This window comes from Allobosea spartocytisi (assembly GCF_014764685.1).
GTDB lineage: Bacteria > Pseudomonadota > Alphaproteobacteria > Rhizobiales > Beijerinckiaceae > Allobosea > Allobosea spartocytisi.
The window spans coordinates 15,181-34,699 of the sequence record NZ_JACXWY010000021.1; the positions used below are offsets into that span (position 1 = coordinate 15,181).

The 19,519-nt window shown below is 62.7% G+C and carries 15 protein-coding genes and 1 riboswitch; of the genes, 4 read left to right on the forward strand and 11 right to left on the reverse strand.

Annotated elements, in window-relative coordinates; translation table 11 throughout:
* Positions 1–68: 68 nt before the first annotated feature.
* The 5 genes from IED13_RS23435 to IED13_RS23455 form a co-directional block, all read right to left on the reverse strand.
* Positions 69–2,204 (reverse strand): ParB/RepB/Spo0J family partition protein, encoded by a 2,136-nt coding sequence (locus IED13_RS23435; RefSeq protein ID WP_191125634.1) that lies wholly within the window; start codon positions 2,202–2,204, stop codon positions 69–71.
* 164 nt (positions 2,205–2,368) lie between these two features.
* Entirely contained in the window at positions 2,369–3,439 is a 1,071-nt protein-coding gene (locus IED13_RS23440) for a DMT family transporter (protein WP_012047163.1), read from the reverse strand.
* A 92-nt stretch (positions 3,440–3,531) separates the two neighbouring features.
* The gene (locus IED13_RS23445) at positions 3,532–5,424 is read right to left on the reverse strand and encodes a potassium transporter Kup (protein WP_426258871.1); all 1,893 of its coding nucleotides are present in this window, start codon (positions 5,422–5,424) and stop codon (positions 3,532–3,534) included.
* An 87-nt stretch (positions 5,425–5,511) separates the two neighbouring features.
* Entirely contained in the window at positions 5,512–6,789 is a 1,278-nt protein-coding gene (locus IED13_RS23450; protein ID WP_004624788.1) for a magnesium transporter MgtE N-terminal domain-containing protein, read from the reverse strand.
* A gap of 65 nt (positions 6,790–6,854) precedes the next feature.
* Entirely contained in the window at positions 6,855–8,501 is a 1,647-nt protein-coding gene (locus IED13_RS23455; RefSeq protein WP_004624787.1) for an Nramp family divalent metal transporter, read from the reverse strand.
* 678 nt (positions 8,502–9,179) lie between these two features.
* On the opposite strand from IED13_RS23455, the gene IED13_RS23460 reads away from it, so the two are divergent.
* Both IED13_RS23460 and IED13_RS23465 read left to right on the forward strand, forming a co-directional pair.
* Positions 9,180–9,899 carry an alpha/beta fold hydrolase gene (locus IED13_RS23460; RefSeq protein ID WP_004624783.1) on the forward strand — a complete coding sequence of 240 codons (720 nt, stop codon included), beginning with the start codon at positions 9,180–9,182 and terminating at the stop codon, positions 9,897–9,899.
* Complete coding sequence (locus tag IED13_RS23465; RefSeq protein ID WP_004624779.1) at positions 9,899–10,324, forward strand: VOC family protein; 426 nt, start codon at positions 9,899–9,901, stop codon at positions 10,322–10,324. Before IED13_RS23460 ends, IED13_RS23465 begins: the two co-directional genes overlap by 1 nt.
* Positions 10,325–10,447: 123 nt before the next feature.
* Here IED13_RS23465 and IED13_RS23470 read toward each other — a convergent pair whose 3' ends face one another.
* Together IED13_RS23470 and IED13_RS23475 are read right to left on the reverse strand one after the other, a co-directional pair.
* Positions 10,448–10,819, reverse strand: coding sequence for a DUF2958 domain-containing protein (locus IED13_RS23470; RefSeq protein ID WP_012047159.1), 372 nt, complete (start codon positions 10,817–10,819; stop codon positions 10,448–10,450).
* The gene (locus IED13_RS23475) at positions 10,816–11,775 is read right to left on the reverse strand and encodes an ArdC family protein (RefSeq protein WP_012047158.1); all 960 of its coding nucleotides are present in this window, start codon (positions 11,773–11,775) and stop codon (positions 10,816–10,818) included. The genes IED13_RS23470 and IED13_RS23475 overlap by 4 nt, the downstream gene beginning before the upstream one ends.
* A gap of 627 nt (positions 11,776–12,402) precedes the next feature.
* Between IED13_RS23475 and IED13_RS23480 the strand changes: the two genes are divergently transcribed.
* Positions 12,403–12,834, forward strand: a complete 432-nt coding sequence (locus IED13_RS23480) for a nuclear transport factor 2 family protein (protein WP_012047157.1) — start codon at positions 12,403–12,405, stop codon at positions 12,832–12,834.
* Positions 12,835–12,917: 83 nt separating this feature from the next.
* Here the strand turns inward: IED13_RS23480 and IED13_RS23485 are convergent, their stop codons facing one another.
* The 3 genes from IED13_RS23485 to IED13_RS23495 are packed head-to-tail and all read right to left on the reverse strand — an operon-like array spanning position 12,918 to position 17,149.
* Entirely contained in the window at positions 12,918–15,542 is a 2,625-nt protein-coding gene (locus tag IED13_RS23485) for an AAA family ATPase (protein ID WP_012047156.1), read from the reverse strand.
* 31 nt (positions 15,543–15,573) lie between these two features.
* Positions 15,574–16,821, reverse strand: coding sequence for a type II toxin-antitoxin system HipA family toxin (locus tag IED13_RS23490; RefSeq protein ID WP_012047155.1), 1,248 nt, complete (start codon positions 16,819–16,821; stop codon positions 15,574–15,576).
* Positions 16,814–17,149, reverse strand: coding sequence for a helix-turn-helix domain-containing protein (locus tag IED13_RS23495; protein WP_041751084.1), 336 nt, complete (start codon positions 17,147–17,149; stop codon positions 16,814–16,816). The genes IED13_RS23490 and IED13_RS23495 overlap by 8 nt, the downstream gene beginning before the upstream one ends.
* A gap of 220 nt (positions 17,150–17,369) precedes the next feature.
* A riboswitch (yybP-ykoY riboswitch) is annotated at positions 17,370–17,522 on the forward strand.
* 23 nt (positions 17,523–17,545) lie between these two features.
* Between IED13_RS23495 and IED13_RS23500 the strand changes: the two genes are divergently transcribed.
* A complete protein-coding gene (locus tag IED13_RS23500) occupies positions 17,546–18,103 on the forward strand; it encodes a manganese efflux pump MntP (RefSeq protein ID WP_012047153.1) in 558 nt (185 codons plus the stop codon).
* A 20-nt stretch (positions 18,104–18,123) separates the two neighbouring features.
* Here IED13_RS23500 and IED13_RS23505 read toward each other — a convergent pair whose 3' ends face one another.
* The gene (locus IED13_RS23505) at positions 18,124–19,422 is read right to left on the reverse strand and encodes a site-specific integrase (protein ID WP_012047152.1); all 1,299 of its coding nucleotides are present in this window, start codon (positions 19,420–19,422) and stop codon (positions 18,124–18,126) included.
* Positions 19,423–19,519: the final 97 nt, after the last annotated feature.

Sequence of the window (19,519 nt, forward strand, 5' to 3'; positions counted from 1 at the left end):
TGGCCGGGCGGAGGGAATTCGATGGAGAGAAGTAAGCGGGGCGACTCATGCCGCCCCGCTCCTGGGCGTTACTCGGCGGCGATCACGACTGGCGCGTCGGTCTCGTCTTCGCTGGCTGTGTCTTCACCGTCGGCGAGAAAGGCGGGCAGTGCTTCCTCTTCGCCGCCGTTGGCGTCGGCATCGCCGATGTCGGCAGTCGTCGCTTCGGAAGACCGGAGCGGCTCGGGCAGCCAGCCGGTGCCGTTGAGCAGCCGTTCGGCCTCCTTCGCCATGTCCGCCTTCTTCAGATGGTCGATGAGCTGCGCCGACTGCTCGCCGTTCGCCTCGCGCACCGCTTCGAGGATACGAGGCTTGGTGACGCGGCCGAGATAATTCTCGACCGTTGGCCGCCAACCGGCGTCGACCATGTCGAGCCCGACGGCCCGTGCGAGGCGGTCAGCCTGGGCGAGACGATGTTGGACGCCGTGAACGGAGAGACCGGGACCGCCATAGCGATCGCCTTTCTCGTAGAGCGCGTTGACGCCGAAAGAGACGCAGTGCGCCAGCAGTGCGGCCCGGCTGGCGTCGTCCAGTGCGGCGAGCCAATCCCAGAGCGCGGCTTCATCCTTCGGCATGTCGGCCTTCCAGGCATCGTGCCGTTCGGTGACCGCCTTGGCGGACGGGCTTTCCTTGAGGTCGGCAGACTGGATCGAGAAGAACACGTGCCGCACCGACGCTTCGAGACAGTTGCCTGTCGCTGTGTGCTGGAAGGCGTCGAGGCAGAGTTTGTGCAGGAGCGCCGTCATCGCGACATGCGGATTGTTCGCCACGGCATCCCGCAGCGCCAGCGTGCGGTACGCGGTCAGTTCGCTAAGCAGCCGATCCGGCAACGGCTTAACGACGTCGTCCTCATCGTCTTCCGGCTCGGCCTGGCCGCCGATGGTGATGACGACACGCTGAACCGGCGACGTGTCGTTGTCGATCCTAACCTGCTCGAGATCGTCGCGGTCTTCCTGACCGGGCTCGACGACTGGAGCTTCATCCTCGGGGCGAACATAGCCACGATCGACCTGGAGCTGGCCGTCGTGAGCGATGCTGACAAACACCCCGGCCCGGGAGATGTCGGCCGGATCGAAGACGTGCGGTCGCGACTCGAACGCCTCAAGCGCGGTTTCGATCTCGCTGAGGCGCTGGTCGACCTCGTCGGGCAGTTCGTCGGCATCTTCGTATTGCGCCTGAAGCTGATCGAACTCGGTGCGCAGCGCTTCACGCGTGGCACGTTCGTCGTCGGTGAGATCGGCCGGTATGCCGTCGAGCTCGCGCAGGCCGTGGTCGTGACCGTAGGGGAAGTCCACTGCGACCTCGATCCATTTCCAGCCCTCGGTGGCGATATGTTCCGCGTCGGTCTTCAGTTTTTCGGCGACAAGGGTTTCGAGAAGCCCGATATTTTCAAGCCAGCCACCGTCGTCCTGCTGGAAGAGATCGCGCATGACGACACCGCCCGCGTTCTCGTAGGCGCCGATGCCGACGAACAGCACGCGGCGATCCGACGCGCGGACGGTTTTCTCCGTCAGCATGCGCCGGATCTGATAAGGCTCCTGGCTGTAGGACCGCTGGAGCGCGTCCCAGACCTGGAGCTGGCGCGCATGGTCCGTTGTCACGGTGAACGCCATGAGCTGCTCGAGCGACATGCCATCCTCGGCATAGATGTCGAGAAGCTTCTCCGACACCGCGGCGATGCGCAGGCGCTGCTTGACGACATTGACGCCGACGAAATAGGCGGCCGCGATGTCTTCGTCGCATAGGCCCTTGTCGCGCAGGGTCTGGAAGGCGCGGAATTGATCGAGCGGGTGTAGCGGCACGCGCTGGACGTTCTCAGCCAGCGAGTCGTCCTCGGCGAGGATCTTGGTGGAGGGATCGCGGACTACGCAGGGCACGGGCGCGGTCTTGGTAAGGCGCTTCTGCTTGACGAGGAGCTGCAACGCCTGGAAGCGCCGGCCACCGGCAGGCACTTCGAACATACCTGTCTCGACGCCCTCCTCATCAAGAACCGGGCGGACATTGAGGCTCTGGAGCAGGCAGCCGCGACGGGCGATATCCGCCGCGAGATCCTCGATCGAGACGCCGGCCTTCACGCGCCGGACATTCGACTGGGAGAGGATGAGCTTGTTGAGGGGGATGTCGCGCGAGGACGACAGGGTGATCTTCTGAACGGCACTGGCCATCGGGACTTACTCCGCGACGGGCGCCGAAAGACTCTCTCTCGGCTTTCAACCCGCCGCGAAGACCGGCGCAGCCCTCTTCCTCTTATGGGTTTTCGCCCCGGACATCGCCGCAGCCTTCCCGGCCAGACCCAAGTCTCACCGCCGATGACTGTCGTCGGGAACAGTCATTTTGCCTGGACGTGCGTATGCCGATGATGCAGGTCGGGGTAATGGGCGTGACCGTGGCGCAAGGGTGCGTGCCGATGCCAATGCGAATGCGGTTCTGTTACCAGACCATCATGCTCATGTTGGTGGTGCTCGTCGTGCACGTGCACATGCTCGTGCGCTAGGGCATCGTGTAGATGCTCATGCTCATGCCGCTCCGCGAGGTGAAGCCAGAGCCCCACCATCATCAGCATTCCGGCGGCGATCAATTGGATCGTCAAAGGCTCGCCTAGCAGAACCACGGCGATGATCGCCCCAATGAAAGGCGCCAGCGAGAAGTAGGCGCCGGTGCGTGCGGCTCCGAGGTTGCGAAGCGCAAGCATGAAAAGAACGAGGCTTACACCGACGCCGAGGAAGCCGACGGCGGCCGCGGCCGCGATCGTGGTCGGCGTCGGCAGATGCGCGCCAAGCACCATCGCCAAGGCGACGTTCGTACTGCCGGCCGCGATACCCTTGATGGCCGCCGTGATCACCGGATCGGCCAAAGACAGTTTGCGCGTCAGATTATTGTCGATGCCCCACGCTAGGCACGCGACGGCGATAAAGGCACCGCCCGCGTCGATGCGTACACCTGTTCCATTCCACGCGAGGATCGCCGCTCCCGCAAGGATGGCGAAGGCGCCCAGCATTAGCCGCCGATCCACGTTTTCCCGGAACACGACCCACGCGATCGCCATGGTCGCGAGCCCTTCCAAGTTCAGTAGTAGGGACCCGGAGGCGGCGGACGTACGCGCCAACCCCAACATCAAGAGGAGCGGTCCGGCTACCCCGCCGCATAGGACGACGGCCGCGAGCCAGGGGAGGTCATGGCGCCGTAGGGGCGCCTCCGGAGCCGGAGCGCCGAAGGCTGCTCTGCTAGCGATGATGGCCACCAGACCGATGCCGGCCCCGAGATAGAGCAGTCCGGCGAGGAGCTGCGGCGGCATCGAGCCGAGCAAGAGCTTCGCGAATGGCGCCGAGGCACCGAAGAGCACTGCCGATATGAGCGCCAGTGGCACGCCTGGCCAGAGGGGAGAGCGCGACTGTGTCATGCCGCAAGCTTAGCAGAATAGAGGTGTGTCCACCTCCTTCTTCGCTGCATCGACGGCGGGACTGTCTTGTCTGAGCACTTGACGGGGATGACTTACAACTCGATCTGCCGCGCGATTTCCACGACGCGGTCGGGCGGCAAGCTGAAGCGATCAACCACCTTTACGGCATTGCGATAAAGAAAGGCGAACACTGGAAGACGCCAATGCGCAAACAGCGAGCTTCCGGCCCTTGCAACGATAATATCGCGTGTCGCGAAATAAATGGCGTGATCGAGATCGATCGACGGATCGAGACCCTTAACCCGCTTCAGAGCGGCGGTGAGGTCTGGTATTTCGACGAAGCCAAAGCGCATCGTCACGCGCCAGATCCCGTCGGCAATCTTTTCTACGCCACAGCGCTCCTCATCATCGATGCGCGGCGATTCCTCGAACAGAATCGTCAAGGCGATTACCGACTGATGGAGGGCGCCCATGTGTTTGACGTGGTCGATCAGCAGCGGCGGGATTTTCTGATAGGTCCGGGTCAGGAAGATCGCCGTGCCGGGGACACGGGGCACCTTGCCGGCGGCCAAGTCAGCGACAAATCTTTCGGGTGCTTCCGACGCTTGCGCCAGGCTCTCGCGAACCGCATCGATCCCCGACCGCCAGGTCAGCATCAGGAAGAAGACGAGCGCGCCGAAGGTCAGGGGCAGCCAGCCGCCTTCGGCGATCTTCAGCAGATTGGCGCCAAAGAACCCGACATCGACGATCAGGAAGAGTCCGGCGATTAGGATCGAAACCGCGAGCGGCCAACGCCATGTTTTCCGCATAGCCGTGAAGAGCAGGCAGGTGGTCAGCAGCATCGTTGTCGACACCGCCGTGCCGTAGGCGCCGGCAAGCCTGTCGGAACTGCCGAAGGCGATGGTGATCCCGATGGTCGCTACCATCATCATCCAGTTTACGACGGGCACGTAGATCTGGCCGTAAACTTTGTCGGACGTCTGGCGAATATGAAAGCCGGGCAGCCAGCCGAGTTGCATCGCCTGCCGTGTCATCGAGAACGAACCCGTGATGATCGACTGGCTGGCGATGATGGTGGCAATCATCGCCAGGAACACAAGCGGATAGACTCCCCATGTGGGGCAAAGCTGAAAGAACGGATTGCCTTCGATCGTACCCTTCTGGATGAGCAAGGCGGTCTGTCCGGCGTAGCTGAGCAGCAGCGACGGCAGCACGATCGCGTACCAGGACAGGCGTATGGGGCCGGGCCCGAAGTGTCCCATGTCGGCGTAAAGCGCCTCGCCCCCGGTGATGCAGAGGAAGACGCCGCCGAGCACCAGCATCCCGTTTCCTCCGCTATGGGCCAGGAAGCCGATTGCGTGACGCGGATCGAGGGCGGTGAGGACGCTGGGATTGCGAACGATCCCGGTGAGCCCAAGGACCGCGATAACAAGAAACCAGAGCAGCATGATCGGGCCGAAGGCGGCGCCAATTCTAGCCGTGCCGAACCGCTGGGCTGCGAAGAAGACAATCAGGATGGCGACGGCCGCCGGCATGACGAAGGGCTTGAGCGAACCCGTCACGACATTGACACCTTCGAGCGCGCTGAGCACCGAGATGGCCGGCGTGATGACGCCGTCGCCATAGAGCAAGGCCGCGCCGAGCAGGCCCATGACGGCCAGGATTTTGGCGGTCCCTTTGAATCTGTTGGCGCCGACCAGCGACATCAGGGCAAGGATTCCGCCTTCCCCATGGTTGTCGGCGCGCATGACGAACAGACAATATTTGATCGAAATGGTGATGATCAGGGTCCAGACGAGCAGCGACAGGATGCCTAGCGCGCTGGCGGTCGTGAAATGTCCGCCGGTTGCTTGGACGACGGTCTGGAGAGTGTAGAGCGGGCTGGTGCCGAGATCGCCATAGACGATGCCTAGCGCGCCGAGCGCCGCCCAATGCTGGGGTTCGCGGGTGCGTGTGGATACGTCCTGGGCGACAGTGGGGGTCATGAGCCATTCATGTAGGGCGGTGGCCCGCAGCATGGAGGAAGACGAGGATGGTCGTCTCGTTGGGCTGGAATCCGTGGGTGTCGGACATCATCCCAGTCGGCGTTGCGGCGAGCCACTTGCCCCCTCGCGCCGGGCCCAGTCCTGCGGGATGGCGGCTTCCAGCGCGTCGTCTACGGTCACCAACCCCAGCAATTTCCCCTCGGCATCAACAACCGGCAAGCTCAACAAGTTGAAGTCAGCCATCCGCGTGGTGACCGCAATGATGTCGTCATCAGGCGATGCGACGATTGCGCGCGCGTCGACTGCGTCGCGAAGTAACGTCGAGGGACTAAGTTGCAGGGCGCGCACAACGCTTAGCGTTCCGGCCAAGGCGCCGTCCGCATTCAGGCTGTGAATCGTCACCAAGGCCTCGGGCTGCACGGTTGTCAGTGTTCGCAGTTGCTCAAGCGCATCGCCGATCGTGCGATCCTCCGGCACGGCGAGGAAATCGGCGCCCATCAGGCCGCCCGCCGTCGCCGAATTAAAGCCGAGCAGCATGCTGACCTTCATCTTCGTCGCCGTCGGGAGACGATCGAGCACGTTCTGTCGGCGTTCCTGCGGCAACTCCATGATCGCGTCGGCCGCGTCGTCGGCGCGCATGCGCGACAGTACGTCGGCCACCTCGTCGTCGTTGCGCGATTTCAGCAGTTGCGCCTGCTTGTCATCGTCCAACTCCTCGAAGACATTGGCTTCCAGGCTGGGATCCGTATGCACCAAAGCCAGCAAGACATCCTGCTCTTGGCTCGGAGCGCGTTCAATAATATCGGCGATCTGAGCCGGCTTCAGCGCCTCGATGCGGCCGAGCGATGATGTAGATCTGGCCTGCGCTGCGTCGCGGGTGAGCGGCAGGAAGTCGTGCCAGTCCCGGGCCGGGTGGTGCTCATGCGAGCCGAAGTGCAGCCAGCTATGCTTGTGCACGTCCACGCTGACCATGCGCCAACCCGACGGGGTTGCGTCGAAGCGCACGTCGTGCGCCTTGACCAACACGCCGCGCGGCAGATCGACCAGACGCCGGCCGAGCATCTCGGCCTTCAGCAGCGTTTCCCCAGCCTCTTGTGAGAAGGGTCGTCGTTCTCCCGCCGCGATCCGCACAGCGCCATCGGGCTTGATCTCGATGACGTCCGCCATCGGCACGAATACCGGGCCGCTGCCGACCAGGAGGCCTTTCAGCAGTGGATAGTCATTGTCCCGCAAGACGGCGACAACGTCTTCCAGGCGGCCGGCCGGGGCGCCGTTGGCGTCCACGACGCCATGCTTGAACATGGAGACCAGGGAGACCGTCTCGTGGACGGGCGCATGAGGGGCATCGGTGGCGTTAGGAGTCATGGCAAACCTCTTCAACAGGATGAGCCCGGTGGAATGCCTTGGCGAGAAGGCTGGTGACGGCAGGGTCAGTGGCCAAGGGCAACCTCCACGACACGAACGATCACCAGGATCATCGCGATCAACAGATAGGTGCGGAGGACAGTCAGACCGATCCGCACCTCGGCGGAGAGCTGCGGCGCCTTAAGGAGCGCCAGCGGGGCCATCCGCCAGGTAGCGCGGAGGCTGGTGTCGACGGCGACCTTGGGCGCCGCGGGATGCAGGCGCCGGTAGGTGAAGAAAGCTGCGGCGCTGACCGCGGAAACCGCTGCGCCGATCTCCAGGATCAGGATGATGGTTTGGGCGCTGATGTCGGGGAACAGCACGCTGGCGGTCAGCACCAGGGACAGCACGACCAAGACGGCGATGACTGCGGATGTGAAGAGGTTGGCGAAGAGTCCATTCACCCACGGACCCACCACCTCGGTGTCGTTGCAGAGGAGCAGCAGGAACACTGTCGCCGAGGGCAACAGAACGCCGGCCAACACTTGCACGCCGACGGTCAGCAGGCCTAGCGGACTACCGGGGACCAGAACGACAATCGCCGATACGAACAGGATACCGGCAAAGACGGCGTAGAAGCCCTTTGCATCGGAGATCTTACGATGCAGCGAGTGCTTCAGCCCCAGCACGTCGCCCAGGGCATAAGATGTCGCAAGCCCCACAGCCGCGGCGCCGATGATCGAGGCGTCAATCAGGGCCAGTGCGAAGAGCACGCCGGCGACGTGGCCAACATACTTCTGCAGCCCCTGGGCGACCCCTTCGGCGTCGGTGAAATTGCCGAATTCCGGATGGCCGGCGAAGGTCGCGGCGGTGAAGGCGATGATCGCCGCAGCGCCTATGATCACGATGGCGATGCCGATCCACAGGTCGGTGCGCTCATAGTTCATGAAGCGCGGCGTGATGCGCTTGTCGATCAGGTAGGACTGCTGGAAGAAGAGCTGCCAAGGCGCGATGGTGGTGCCGATGATGGCGATGATCAGCAGCACCACGGCCGACAGGTCCGAGCCCTTCGGCAGGCCGGGAACGACGAAATCGTGCAGCATCTGTCCGCCGCTTGGGTGAGCCATCACAAAGATCGGCACGAGCAGGAGCGATCCCGCCACCAGCGCCATGCAGACTTGCTCAAAACGCTTGAACGACCCTGTGCTGGCTGCGGCGACAATCAGTACCGCGGAGATCGGCACGCCGAACATCTTCGGGATGCCCAGGTAATCCATGCCCAGACTGATGCCGATGAACTCGGTGACGATGGTGAGGGCGTTCAGGATGAAGAGGTCGATGACGCTGAAGGCGCCCCAGAACTTGCCGAAGCGTTCGAGAATGAGCCGCGCGTGACCGACGCCGGTCACCACGCCGAGCCGCAGCACCATCTCCTGATTGACGTAGAGCACAGGTACGAGAACCAGCAGTACCCACAACAGGCGCGTGCCATAGACTTGGCCAGCCTGCGTGTAGGTACCGAAGGCGCCGGCATCGTTGTCGCCGACCATGACGATCAGACCCGGCCCAATGATAGCCAGTAGGGTCGTGAGGCGGGCTTTGAGGCTCGCGCGCGGCAGTTCGTCGCCGCGTTGGATCGAGCCGAATGCGCCCTTGATGTCGCCGATATGCGCTTCATCGAGCACTGCGGCGCGCGCGTGATTGTCGCGTTGATTTTCCGGGTCTGCCAGCACGAGGAGCGCCTTCCCAATGGGCGTTGATGTATGGGGTTAGGTATCGACGGCGAGCGACCGTGGCGCCCGCCGCATGGAGCGCAGCGCTCAGCTTGGTTGTTGGCGCCACCCGCACCCGAGACGCCGGCGCGCCAGTGCGAGACGCGGGCGGATCTCCGATGAGCTGGCGCCGCGCAGGCGTGCGCTGAAAAATTGGTAGGTCATTCCTGCCTCCTGATGCCTGGCTCAGGAGGCGGCACGCATCAAAGCAGCGCGAAGTGGTTCGCGCGGCTCTCGACAATCGTGTCGTCGCCCTGAGCGTGGCCGAGCCGGCGATAGACGAGTGCAGACGTCGAGCGTCTGCTGTCGCAATCGTCGGCCTGACCGCTAGGTCGCGGGTTCATAGCGATCCCTTGCTGTGCCAATGAAAAATCCAGCCTTTGCAGGGCTGGATTCCGGAGCGTGAATTATTGCTGGTCTTCAATGCGCGCCGCGGGTTTCATACATACCCATAGGGGTATATTGCAACTATACCCGGGTATAGAAATGATCGATCGCGGCGCTGCTTGCGAAGGGGGCCGCGCGGCCGGGGATAGGCTCGCGTTCTTGACGGGCGGCAGCCGTGGGCCGCGATGGAGGCGTCGGTGAGACGCGGCAAGCCAATTTGAAGCTGCGTCTTGTCGACCTATTGTGGTGAGGATGTCTTACGCGAGCAGATCTCGGCGGTTCGTGTTTGTCCACGGTGCTTGGCACGGCGGTTGGTGTTGGGCGACGGTTCGACAACTTGCTGACGATCGAGGTCACAGAACTTGGGCGCCGACACTATCCGGCATGGCAATCGACGAACCTTGCGCTCACGTCGATCTCGATGCCCATATCGAGGACGTGCACAATCTCATAATTCGAGAGGACATTCGCGATGTAACGCTGGTGGGCCACAGCTATGGAGGGCTTGTGATTACAGGGGTGGCAGACCGTGTGCCGGATAGGATAGAGCGGATCGTGTATCTCGACGCCTTTGTGGGCGCGAATGGGCGATCCTTCGCCGATCTCGCGCCGATACATGATATCGAAGCGCTGGTCGTCGAGGACCGCATCGCTCCGATGATCCCTATCGAGAAACTTGGATCGTTCGATAGGGAGATGGCAGTGATCTTGGCCAGTCGTTTGGTGGGGCAACCGTGGCGCACGTTTGCGCAATCCCTCCACTTCTCTGCGAGGGCTCTCAACCGTTTGCCAAGGGCGTACATTCGGACTTCAGATCTCATTCCCGAACAGGCGGAGCACGCCATGGCTCTTGGGATTGAGATGATTGACGCACGGCCGGCGGGACATGACGCGATGCTCACGGAGCCCGCCAAGATTGCGATGCTGCTGGAGCAAATCGAGGGGCTTCCTGTACATCGGGCGGAGGAATGATGTTGGCCGTGGAAGAGAAATACCTCAGCGCAGCAACGCGCCTCCCGGCACAGGATCTCGACCGCGCGCGACGATGGTATCTGGAAAAGCTCGGCGTGAGGCCAACGGAGGAACGCCCCGGTGGCCTGCGCTATTGTATCGGTGCGAGTGAGTTTTCGATATTCCTCTCAAGCGGCCGATCGGCCGGAGACTTTACACAGCTCGCGATCACCGTTGACGACGTCCGCTCCGTCGTCGATGAGCTCAAGCGTCGCGGCGTCAACTTTCTCGAGTATGAAAGCGGCCGGCTAAAGACCATCGATGGCATAGCGCACGTCGCCGGCAACTATCCCAGCAAGGGATCAGCGGAACTTGGCTGCTGGTTTCACGACAGCGAGGGGAATTTGATAAGTCTTGGGCAGTCCTTGAAAGAGGCTATGACGTAGGATGGCATTTCGCCATCGAAAGCGCTTCAAGGGTCCCAGAGCATTCGCGCTCGAGGCGCTTTTTGCGAGGCGGGCCGCGCGCGTGCTCGTACAGCGTTAGCCGTTGCCCGTGACGGACGAGCATCAGCCGTCCTCTTGCTTGGATCGATGGACGGCGTGAAGTACGCGCTCGGCTTCCCGGATGCTGCCGGTTCGCCGCGCCGTTTCGGCCCAGACCGAGATCGGAAACAGTCCCTCGAAGAGAATGTCGCGTTCGATGCCGAGACCGAGCGGAAGCCTGACCGCGATCATTTCGGCGAGGCTGAATGAGCCCAGCTCGGGCTCACCGAGATCGGCGAGGCCGAACAGGGTGTCGCCGTCCGCGTCAAGCTCGGTCGCGAGCCAGACGCCTTCGCCGAGCGGGTTGAAAAACTTGACGACAGGAACGTGATCGACGTCGCGATCACGGCCGTTGGCGAGGAGTTGCTCGCGCAGCTCGGGCGTGAGGAGGATCATGCCGCCCTCCTGTCAGTCGAAGGCTCCGCCTGCAGTTCGGTGCTGTCGGCCGGCACTAGACCGAGCAGCCAATCCGCCGCCTTGCTTGCCTGGGACGCGGCACGGACAATGGCGCGATTGTCTTCGCGCAGCACTTCGAGCCACGAACCGATGTAATCGGCGTGCCGCACGGTCGGTACGATGCCGAGCGATGCGCAACAGAAGGCAGCGTTCATCTCGGCGACCAGTTCTTCGAACGCGTATTTCTTCGTGCCATACGAGCCGGACAGGTCGCGGCCGACTCGCGAGGCGTGACCTGTGGCATGCCCCAGTTCGTGCAGGGCCGTGCGATGCCAGTTGATGGGTTCGAAATAGGCCTGCGGCGGCGGGACCATGACGAAATCGGGCCCCGGCGCGTAGAAGGCGCGGTTGCCGCCGATACGGAAGTCGATGCCGGTTGCGCGGATGAGCGCCTCGACTCTGGGCTCGATCAATCCGGGCGGCGGAGGCGGCGCAGCAACGGCAACGTCATCGGCGAGGTTTTCGCACTGGGCGGCGTTGAACACCGTGAACCGCTTCAGGAACGGGATCGCCTGGGCTTCCTCGCCGGTTTCACGTGCGCGGCGTTTTTCATCGTCGGGCACGAAGCGGTCAGCGTAGACGACGGTCGTGCCGTGCTCGCCCTTGCGGACATTGCCGCCTAGTGCGAGCGCCTGGCGGAAGGTGAGCCAGGTCTGTGCGGCATAACCGTGTTCGATCACGGCGCCCCAAAGGATCAGCACATTGATGCCTGAGTATTGCCGGCCGGTGGCGGCATTCCTCGGCATGGCGAGCGGCGCCTTTACCGCCGCCGTCCCCCAAGGCTGCACCCATGGGACGCGGCCGGCTTCTAGCTCGGCGACGATTTTGTCGGTGATCTCGTCATAGAGGTTCGCCCGGTCTGAGCCGGCGCGAGCGCTTGCGGTCTTTCTGGACATCGCGGGTCTCCGCGACGGGCGCCGGAGGCCTCTCCTCCAGCCCTCAACCCGTCACGGCAAACCTGTCCGCACTCTTACTCTAAAGGGGGCGTTGCGGGGATCTCCCCGCAGAAGGGGGTGTGCCGGCGACCAAGGCGCCGGCCGGGGGGAAGGCATTCCCCCTCAACCCGTCTTTCCGTATTGCCGCAATTGAGACTTTCCGGCTGAGCACAGAGCCGCTGAGCTAGAATCAACCCGCGTGAGATCCGCGTGGATCAGATTTGGCGAACGGCGCGATCACTACAGGAGGGCTCGTGGCGGAGCTCGGCACTTCGTTTTTGCCACCCCTGATACTGGCGATGGCCACCACGCATCCATCGGGGATCGCGCAGCCAGATTCCCACCGAATGGGTGGAAGATCGATTTGAGCATCTTCAACAATCACCGCGCCAAGGCGCCGCGCCCAGCCGTCCGAAGCGGAGGGCGGCGAGGCGAGGCGACCTATGCCGTGGCCGCCGAATAGCGGCCCCGGACTTCCTGCATCCCGAGAATTTGGCCGCGCACAAGCGCGCGGAAATCGGACGCCGAATGAGTTTAACCGCAGGAAACGGGTGGCCGAGATATCTGGCGAATGTCTATGCTAGAATTATGGATGCACAAACACCGGCACTTCGCGCTCTGATGCGTTTCTATGAGGCGGAAGCCCGTTACTCTGCTTCGGGATTGCCAGCCGATAGAGCTGCACTGCTCGAAACGTTGCATCCCGACATCGTTCTACACCAGCCGGATTCCCTGCCCTATGGAGGCCAATGGAGAGGCCGCGAAGAGTTCGGGCGCTGGATCGACTCGTTCGTCGAGACTTGGGTCGATATCAAACCGACAGACCCCGTCTTCCACACATGCGGCGACGATATCGTCGTCTGCACCGTAACAATGCGGGCCACCGCAAGATCGACCGGAGCGCTGATTGACATGCCGATGTGTCAGGTGATCCGGATCGCGGCAGACCAACCCGTTGAGTGGCGAAACTTCGCCTGGGATACCGCAATAATGCTGAAGGCGCTGGGCGGTTCGGTGTAGGCGATCACTTCTACACGCGCGCGGCGACGCCCGACATTCCCTTGCACACCGATCGATATCGACCGGCTTGGCGAGAAGCATAATTATGCGGCTTTCTCCTGCCGGGCCCGGATATCTGCAATCCACTTCTCCAGTGCATCAATCTCAGCTTCGATGGCCGTCGGTTCGGGTAGCCGCGGATTGAGCTCTCCCGGCTGGCTGTGAAGAAGGGCGGAACAACGCCCAAACGCTAACCGCATCGCGGTGCAGTCGCCATCCGTTAGTACGGTGAGTTTGATCAGTCCCGTGGTGTCGACCTTGCGTGACAAGCGGCGGATCACCGGCCCGACGGCCTCCTCGACGGCGCGCTCCCACGTGGTTCGAAGTTGATCCTGGAACGACGTGACCTCGCGCAGCCATCTCGCCTGGTCGCCGCGTTCATGGTGGATCTTGACGTTTGCGAGGTGCGCTCTCATGCCGTCAATGACCTTGTCGAGCGGCATGACGTTGGCCGGGGGATCCTGATGGCAGTAACCAGCATTTTCGGTGCCGCGGCTGATCAGGCGATACGCCACAGGCGTCGCTTCTCGATCCTTTGTCGTCCGGCAGGCTTCGTCGAGCAAGAGCAGAAACGCCATGTCGTGGGTGAAGACGATCACCTGGCGAGTCTGGCCAGCTTCTGCCAGACGGGCGGCGACCTTGTCTCGATGCAAGTGATCGAGTGACGACACCGGATCGTCGAACACGATCGCCGATTGCGCATCGATGGTCGATAGCTCGGCGAGAAAGGCGGCGAGCGCGACGCAGCGATGCTCGCCTTCGCTGAGGACCTTTCCCACTGGTTCGTTCGGCTTGTTGATCAGCCTGACCTGGAAGAAGGGAACGCCGGCGGTGGTCTTGGCTTGCTGAAGCTCGATCGCGAGGCCGGCGACGCCGAGCTTGTCGACTTCGATTGCGAACCGTCCGCGCAGGCGGTTGGTAACGAGCGCCTGGGCAATACGGGCGCTCTGGGTGGTGATCTTGTTCGTCGCCGTGTCCTTGCTGGCCTTGTCGATCGCTTCGATGGCTTTGAGGCGATCGATTTGGGCGAGCACATCGGTCTTCACAACGCCGAGCCATTTGCGGTCGCTGAGGCCGTCACGTTCAGTGATGAGCATGGCGCGCTCCGGTGAACTGGCGTCGGATTGCAGGGCCTGAATGCGCCCGGCGATGCCGGCCAGCACTGCGCGTAGCGGATCAAGAGAGAGGGCGGCAGCAGGAGGAAGGGCCGGCGGTGTCGCGAGAACGTGGGTGCGCAGGACTGCTCGCAACCGCCATGCGAGGTGGAGCATGTCGCGGCGCAAAGCGCTTGCGAGATCCTCGCGACCGATATCGTCTCGTATCAATGAGACGATTGCAGCGAGATCTTTCATCGAGACTGCCGCGGCCGAGACGCCCTGCAGGGCGTCGTCATAGGAGTCCGCCGCCTCCTGCTCGCGACGTTTGCTTTCGTCCTGCACAAAGGCCTCGAAGCTGCTGAGCCGTCTCGAGGCCTCCTCGCTGAGCGGCTGTTGACATAGGACGCAGTGCGCTTTGCTACCGGTCACCGGGAAAGGCTGTTTGGGATAGGCCGCCGCGCGCGAATAGTCGCGGGCGGCTTCCCACAGGATCTTCCAGACATCCGAGCCGATGTCCGGCAACGGTTCCTTGGAGAACAGGTTGGCGGACGCTGCGGCGGCGGCCATGCGCGCATTCGCAAGGTTCGTGTGGGCATCGCGAAGGGCCGTGCGATTGTCATCCGTGGCGGATGCGGCCAGGCGCTCGAGCTGCGTTATGATGCCGGTGATGCGCGTCTCTTGGCCCTGAAGCTGGCGGATTGTGCGAGCCGGATCGCTCGACAAATCGGCGGTGAGCGTTTGAAGGCGCGTCTCGTCCTCGGCGGTGAGGCCGGCGAGTTTCTCGACGGTTTCTGGCTTCGTCTTGCCCGAGAGACCGGCGATCAGCTTGCCGACCGGAGTGTTCTGCTTGCAGTCCGGCGTCGTCAGGATGGTGGGCGTTTGCTCCTGGAGGGCCTTGATTTCGGCGGCCAGCTTGCTCTTCACGTCCTGGCAGACTTGCGCGAGGCCCGCGAGGATGCGTAGCGGCAGCGGCGTATACGCGAGGTCGTTGGTGTTCTCGACATGGATATTGGCCGTGCGCGAGTCGAAGACGCTGACGGCGGACAGCATGGCGTCTGGCGAGCTGCCCTGCGTCCAAGCGGCATTGCGTTTTTGGGCGCCGATGAAGAACTCGACGCTGGCGGCTGGCGCGCCGCTCGTGGCGGCGTAGATGTTTGGCAGGATCGCGTCGCCCTTTGGCGAGCGCGCCCGGCAGAGCTGCTTCAGGACGCGGGCATAGCCGGATTTGCCGGCTCCGTTGTCGCCGTAGATGATGGTGAGGCCCGCTTTGCCGAAGGACAGCCGTTCGCCGGGAGCGAGGGCGTTGACGTTGGACAGACCGTAAAGGGCGCCGAGCGTCACCACGGCATGGCTCGCGGCGGGATCGCGGATATGGCTGGCGTCGAGTGGGGTGCCCTGATCGAGGCCCTTGCAGATCGCGGCCAACTCCACGACATCCGTGGCTTCCAGTTTAGGTTGGTTACAGAGGCGGCGCAGCGTGTCGCGCTGCCAGGCTGGCAGATCCGCGGACCACTTCAGGATGTCTGCGAGCGCCGTTGCTTCATTCGAAAGATCATCTTCTTGCTTATTCATTTGTGTCCCCCACTTGCCACCCGTCCTAGCGTCATAGGATCAACGCCCGCTTGAGGTCGTCGTGCTCGAAGGCGCTGGCCATACGGGTGATCTCGGTGGCGCGGGCGCACACCGCCTTGGCGGTGTCCCGCCATGTCGCGGTCACGGTCGCAACCTCTTTGATGATCGCGCGCGCCTGCGGCAGTGTGAGCGCGAAATACTCGGAGGCGGCCTCCAGCAGTTCGAGCGAGCACGTGCCTTCGTCGAGATCGATGTTCGTCGTCAGCACCCGCGCCTTGAGATCGGTCGGGACGGGATTGAGATCGTAGGCCGGTGAGAGCGACCAGCCTGCCTTGCCCAGCCACAGGAAGCCGTGATTGCGAAGGTGATCGTCGACATTGGAGATCAGGACGTTGAAGACCACGCGCCGATAAAGGGCATGGGCATCCGTCTTGCCCTGGGCGCCATGTTCGGCAAGAGCGTCGACAATCTCCGGGTAGCTGCCGCGCTCGCCATCCTTCGCGCCCATCATCGCCATTGCCGAAAGGAACGGAATTCGGATGGCGCCCTCGCGATCAAAGCGTCGCGAAAGCATGACGGCCTTACCGGCTACGCTGATCAGCTCGTGTTGAGGAGTCGTGATGCCGGCACGGCCAGCCAGCCGCAGAGCAATCTCCTCCCAGGTCTCCATGCTATAATCGTCCGTCTCCTTCGGGAATTTGGCGATGGAGAGGTGACCGTGCTGGTCGATTACTGATGCTTTGGGGCGTGCGCCGCCGAGGGAGGAGCCGGGAGCGAAGATGAGCTGGAGATCTTCGTCCGTCTCCTCGTCGCGCAGGATGCGCTCGGTGATCTGGAGAAGTCGGCCAAGTTCGATCAAAGCTGGAACGCCGGCGCGGATTGGCGCCTGGAACGCGTCTTCGCCGACCCAGCGGAAGCGAAGCGCGCCGAGCCGGGTTTCGTCGGCGACACCGAGCAAATAATCGCTTTCGACAAGAGTGCGGACGGCACGGCCTTCGCGATCAGCAAGGCGGCGCTCAGCGCGCTGCATGAGGCGGCGTCCCCATGTGTCGGGTGCGGAATCGCCTATCGAGCCGAAGGTGGCAAGGCCGGCTGGCGGCGCGAAGGCGCCGCGGGTCAGCGCCAGAGCGGGCTCCAACGAGAAGCGCTCCGGGTCTTCCAGCCAAGCACCTTCATACTCAAAGAGGATGGTCTCGGCGCCTCGCACACGATTGCTTCTCGCCAATCCGATCAGGCGGGTGCGGCCGTTAAGGTCGATATGAACCTCGAAGTCAGCCATCGCGGGACGATCCCGCCGACCGCTTCAAGTGGATGTGCTTGGGCAGCTCGGCGCTGGCGAGCGCCTGGCCGACGCTGTCGTTGCTGATGTCGGCGATCCGGGTCAGACCGTCGAGCAGGCCGAGGGCTTGAAGCACGCCGGCATAAATGCCGACGCTAACGTTGGTGTCGCCTGCCTCGACCTTCTGCAGGGTCGAGCGCGACGTGAAAGCCCGCTCGGCCACGACCGCCATGGGCAGCTTGCGGCGACGGCGAGCGTCATGGATGTCCGCGCCGAGCTTGCGCAGGGCGCGCCGCACGGCTGCTGGAGGGTTATGGGGAGTGGGCATTTGACACCTTCACACTACATATTGAGCAGATATGTAGCAGGAAGATTACAATTTTCCTAGCTCCCAGCCGCAGGATGCGGCAGTCATCCTACCAGACCGCTTGGAGGCGGGCCGTCCGAAGCCTGAAGACCAAGGCTCCACCTGCAAATGAGTATTATAAGCGCAAGTATCTGATGGGTATCGACTTTTAGATTTTGACTTTGCCGATGTCGCTTCCTATCTCTTCCGCATCGGGGAGTAGCCACCGCTCAGACAGCGGGATCACGCCAACAGGCTCGCGCCATGCGCGTGGTGTGATCAGCCGGTTTTTCACCGGCCCGGCAAGACCGTGGTGAAACTCGCCTTTGTCGGACAGGTGAGGGCCACCCGGTTCAATGTCCGTTTGGTTATCCTGCTATGTCCCCTTTTGCAGTCGTCCTGCTTGCTTTCAGCATGTCCGTCGATGCCTTTGCGGTTTCCGTGGGTAGAGGCGCAGCCCTTGGCCGCCCGCGATATTCAGAAGCGCTACGCAGCGGTGCGGTCTTTGGTGTAGTCGAGGCGATCACGCCTGTTATCGGTTGGGTTGCCGGCGTTGCCGCGAGCAGCTTCGTCCAGGCTGTTGATCACTGGCTCGCCTTTGGCCTGCTCGCTGCGGTTGGTCTTCATATGCTCTATGCGGCCGTATGGAAGAAAGCCGACGCCAAGCCAGTGGGCCGATCGTTTACAGTCTTGATGGCAACCGCAATCGGCACGAGCCTCGATGCAATGGCCGTCGGCGTCTCTTTGGCCTTTCTGAACGTCAACATTGTTGTGGTTGCGACCGCGATTGGCCTTGCGACGTTCCTCATGTCGTCGGGGGGCATGCTTATCGGTCGGCTGATCGGCGAGCACTTCGGCCGCATTGCGGAGGCTGTCGCTGGGATCGCGCTTTTCGGTCTGGGATTGTCAATCCTTATAGAGCACCTGACGGCTTAGAGCGATTTTGCGGACGCCTCTCAGGCTGCATGTTGGGTGGCGCCTTCAACGCCCGAACGGATATTCGGTCTAGATGTCTCTCTTGCCGGCTTGGGGCGCTTCTTGGTTAGCATCGCTCGGACGAATGCATTCCACTTCTTCATGGCTGCCCGCTTCTCGGGCATGTAACTCCAACGATCGTAGCTCTTCGAACTGACATCCTGGAGCGTGTGGTTCTGTATGCGGTCGCGAATTTCTTTGGAGAGGCCGGCCTGACCTGCGAGCGTCTTCCAGGTTCTGCGCAGATCGCGGTTGGTCACGACAGGGATCACCTCGCGCTCGCGCTGACGCCACATGAAAGAGTACAGCGTGCCGTGGCTGACGGGCTTGGTTGGGTCGGTCGCGGAGGGGAAAAACCAGCCGTGTGCGTTGGGCTTGATCGATTCGATTAACTCCGCCGCCACTTCCGGGACCGGAATGGCGTGTGGCTTGCCATTCTTGGTCTTTGACCAGTCGATGATCCGCTCCTTCGCGTCCCACTGATCGACATGCAGGCGGGCGATTTCCTCCACGCGCTGCCCCGTGAGCATGAGAATGCGAACGGCCCGTGTGTAAGGCGGATGCACGGGCGCGTCCGGACATTCAAGCCAACGGTACAGGCGTAGGAATTCTTCTTCATCAAGCCAGCGAGTGCCGACTTTCTTGGGCTCTGTGGGGATGCCGGCGGCGGGATTGTAGACCAGCCGGAAACGCCGCTGCGACGCGTTGCGGTAGTCGTGTTCCGATTTCAGACCCCAGCTATATGCGGATCGGATGTAACTGCGGACGTGATCTGCCATGGAGCGCTTACCGCGGTCATAGATCGGTCGGATGAGATCGGTGATTTCGTCGGGCTCGATGTCGCGAGCGGGCCGATTGCGGCCGAGGGTGTCGGCGATCTTGTTGAGGCCTTTCTCAGCCTCTTTCCAAGATGACTTTTCGGATGCCTTCAGGTGAGCGACATAGGCTTCGAAGAGATCGGCCACGGTGCCGGGACGCGTGTCGCCGGCGATCTTGATGCTGCGGCCCTTCTGGATCATGTCGGCGAAATCGCGTGTGAAAACTTCGCGCGCTTTGCTGAGCGACATGGATGGGTATGAGCCCAGTTTCTTCTTGAAGCGCTTCTGATCGCGCCACTGCTGCGCCATCCAATCGGCGGTGACGCGCGTGGGCATGGGCTTCATGACCAGGACAAGGCGACCGGTGCCATGTCCTTCGCCATCGACCAGGCTTAGCTGTTTGCCGGTCTGCTCCACCTGCTTCAGCGCGCGGCGAATTTCTCCATCGGTAAGGCTTGGCACTGGGCTCTCCCATTGGCTTTCAAGTGGGGTCGCCAGACGGCTAGCAGGGGTCGGCGACTGGGGTCACAAGGGCGATCGATCCCCCTCAAAACCGACC